2 protein-coding genes and 1 tRNA gene are annotated in these 3,921 nt (G+C 31.1%); 2 read left to right on the top strand and 1 reads right to left on the bottom strand.

Annotation, left to right across the window (positions count from 1 at the left end):
* The first annotated feature begins 237 nt into the window (after nucleotides 1-237).
* Together PVK71_RS20090 and PVK71_RS20085 are read left to right on the top strand one after the other, a co-directional pair.
* Nucleotides 238-2,460, top strand: a complete 2,223-nt coding sequence (locus tag PVK71_RS20090; RefSeq protein WP_274420076.1) for a hypothetical protein — start codon at nucleotides 238-240, stop codon at nucleotides 2,458-2,460.
* A gap of 20 nt (nucleotides 2,461-2,480) precedes the next feature.
* Nucleotides 2,481-3,452, top strand: coding sequence for a DUF1028 domain-containing protein (locus PVK71_RS20085; protein WP_274420078.1), 972 nt, complete (start codon nucleotides 2,481-2,483; stop codon nucleotides 3,450-3,452).
* A 285-nt stretch (nucleotides 3,453-3,737) separates the two neighbouring features.
* Here PVK71_RS20085 and PVK71_RS20080 read toward each other — a convergent pair.
* Nucleotides 3,738-3,814: transfer RNA gene (locus tag PVK71_RS20080), tRNA-Trp, on the bottom strand.
* Nucleotides 3,815-3,921: the final 107 nt, after the last annotated feature.

Raw genomic sequence — 3,921 nt, 5'->3', positions numbered from 1 at the left:
GTTAGTATTTATAAACATTTCAATTCAGATATGTCAATACAAATATATTTTCGACTGAGAGATATAAGAATACAGTACTTGGTATTAGTTATGCTTTTAAGTGACTTCTATTTAATTAAAGGAATACATTATATATGTCATATTTCAAAAAATATTGCTAGTAACCCAACAAGAAAATAAATTATGCGTAATAGGCGCGTAGACGTTAAATTCATCAATATTAAAAGGTAATTAATCATGCTATCTAAATTATATCGTGTACTACTTATAACATTTCTATATTTTATTCAAACGACTATGGTTAATGCAGCTGCAACTTGTGGTCCATGGAATGACTATCAGAATTGTATTGATGATAGACCAAAACCACCCAATGGAGTTGATCAAGGTACCTATTCAGAAAAACGAAAAAATGAATTTAAATCAGATATAATCCCACCATTCAATGAATATAAAGTTCAATATGAAAAAATATTAAGAAATAACAATCTTATTTTAGATAATGATATCAATAATATTGAAAGAATATTCACTACACATATAAGTTTATTACGAACATGGGAATATAATTACCCTTCTAGTTTTAATTTATATTATGGTAATAAAAGCGTAGACAGTGTTATTAACGATGAAATAGATTTAAATCATGACCTGTTAATTGAACTGATACGAGGTTCTGTTGATCGGGCGATTACACGCTATTCAACTCTAAATAAAACCGTTATTAATAGCATTAAGTTTCATTATTGGGCAAAAGCATATGCCCCATTTATCTCAGGAACGTGGGGATTTGAACCAGAATGGTCATATAGAGATAATATTTCATATAACAATTATTATTATACAATAAATGATAGCACAGAAGATAATTTTGATATAAAGGAGATAACATATAGTGACCTATGGAATAATGCTGCAACCGGACCAACGGTAAAATCAGAAACACGTTATATATCTTTAGAGCGTAATGAAGAATATATCAAAGACGTTGTATTATCAACTATTAATAAAATTACTCAAAATAGCTATGTTTTAAGCGACAATCTTAATGAAAATGAGTTTATTTCAAAAATAATAAATTTTGACTACGAGTTAATTTCGTTAACTTCTGTAAATTTTAATTCACAATTTAAAGAGCAAATATTGAAAATAAATAACTCTGATTTTATAAAAAATAAAAGTCGATTTTTAAACATTAATTTATATAAGGACAAAAACACAGCATTATTGTTTACACTTCCATTAATTCGTCATTTAGTCACAAATAATCAAGACGCAACATACAGAGAGGAAATGAAAAGTATATTATTAAAAGTAAAAGAAAATAGCTGGTTTATCGAATTGCCCAATGATAATGCTTATGTTAATTTAGTAAATAGTATTTTAAATGATGATGATATAAACATTATCGTAAATCTTTCAACTTCTGATGACTTTTTACATTATCAAATAAATGAAATAGGTATAAACATTACAGACTGGGGGATTAACTTAAAAGAAGGTGATATTGTCCCCTATTATAGAGATGATGAAATTCAATTATTTAGCTCTAAATTTAATGGTAATGCGTCTGAACATAATTGGTATTTCCCTACCGATCATACTTCTAATGGGAAGTGGGATTATTTAGGTATCTTTATTACTAAAGATAATTATAAACATTATATTAAAAAAATAAAAAGCCTTTCTGAATGGAATAGTTTTACACTTCCAGGTGATCTTCATTATTATAATGGTATGTATTTTTCACCAAGATTTATAGGCAAAGCTAGTGACACTAATTATTATTATCCTACAGCAGAAGAAAATAACAGATATTGGATATTTATTGGTAATGATACTAAACCATCTCCTTTTTTTTACCATTATATACAGTATAGTTTAAAACACTACGCTAACTTATTACAGTACAACAATCTTAATATTAATGAAGGCATTAACGATATAAACCAAAATATACGCTACAAGCTTCATGAAAATTTAAGTGCTTTTTTTGAAAGTAACTATAAAACAAATAAATATCATGCTTTCTCTGCTATTGATCCTTCGCTTACATTGGTACTCCATAACCAATATGACTGGATCATTGAACGACTAACTACTTGGAACAACTGGACGGAAGAAAATTATCAACACCTTGTAGATATAAATGATGGATTTCAGCCAAGCGATGCTGAAATTATTGAGCATTGGGCTAATGGGCAGTGGGATGCACCAGAAGAATTTAGGCAATGGTGGTTAGACACTTCATCTTATTTTGAAACTGATTCGCCTAGCGAAGTAATTAGACAGTTAAATATTTTTGAGCAAGTAGAAGAATTAGAGGAGGCATCAATTGAATTAACCAATGGGGCGATAACAAGTTTAATAAATAGCATGAATATCACAGAGATTGTTAATGTTGCCACAACATCAACCTTAACGCTATCAGCTATTTTACCTATGTTCATATTCCTATAATTTATTAGTAAGGATATACCATGAAAAAAATGTATTTATTTATATCTACAATAGCACTTTCATTTTTCACATCAAATGCAAATGCAACCTTCTCTTTAGTCGCTTATGATGAAATCAGCGGCTATTATGGTGTAGCATTTGCTAGCTGTGTATTTTTACCTCCAGAAATTGATATAACTGAACGCGTCAATGCAATAACACCGATAGGCACTATTACAACGCAAGCAACAGTGAATTATGACAACATAAACTTAGAGCATGGAAGACAGCAAATTCTTGGCAACGTCAGAGGCAATCAAATTCTTGAATGGCTTTATAACAATGATCAGGATGGTGATTTTGAAAATAAATCTCGTCAATATTTGGTATTAAGTAACCCGTCATTAGGTCCTGTAGAAGGGTTTGCATATACCGGTTCTGAAGTCCCTTCAGATAAAGGTTCTATTATCAAAAAAAATGTTGTTGTTGCTGGAAACACCTTATTTCCTGACACATTACAAGTAATGTATGAAGGTTATGAACAAGAGCAAGATTTTTTCGTCGACAAATTATTAAAAAGCCTTACTAATGTAAGAGACAATTCTTTAGGGGATATAAGATGCGATGGCGTATCTTCCTATACTGCATTTATTAAGGTTAATGATAAACACTGGTTTTATAATTCAAGTAATTTAGATGAAGATGCAATTAATGGCCTAGAAAGAATAATTAATGATAGACAAAAACCGAAAGTTTGCCTTTCATTAATAGCTGGTACCGCTTTCCTCGCAAATATTGATATAAAAGGTAATGGCGAATATTCGGGTCCTTACGGTGTTGGTAGTACTATTTGCTCTGAAGGCAAATCAGGTGAGATTTTCTATCCTCAATTCAATGTTGTAGCTGGCGTACATAAATCTTGCGGTAGCGTTGAAATAAAAGAAGATTCTGGAATTATAAATTATGACGCATGGGGAACTACACTTTCTCCTCGTTGTGTTCGCCGAGAGTAAACATCGTATCGTCGGTTTAACGCTTAATTATATGAATCAAATTCATATCTGTTCATTAGGAGGAGTGTAAATCAAAAGACAAATAAACAATGCACCATGAATAATCAAATCCATAACTATTTATCGTAATTCCACTGTTTAATATTAATCAGAGGATAGTTAGGGAGATATGTTTATGCAGGTATAACAAGTCGCTTCAAATTAGCTAATTAATTTAGCAACATCCACAAAAAAAGCCCGCTAATCCTAGCGGGCTTTTTTGTTCTGCATAACTATGCAATTGTATGGCAGGGGTGGAGAGATTCGAACTCCCAACACGCGGATTTGGAATCCGCTGCTCTGCCAGTTGGAGCTACACCCCTGTAGTTGTTTTAATGACTTAACTTTGTCTAATTCTTACTTTTAACTAAGTAAGAAAAAAATAAGAGCCTGGCGATGTCCTACTCTCACATGGGGAAACCCCACACTA

Source organism: Aliivibrio sp. S4MY1 (assembly GCF_028765545.1).
GTDB lineage: Bacteria > Pseudomonadota > Gammaproteobacteria > Enterobacterales > Vibrionaceae > Aliivibrio.
Note: the sequence above shows the minus strand (reverse complement) of the source record. Positions and strands in the feature narration are given on the sequence as shown.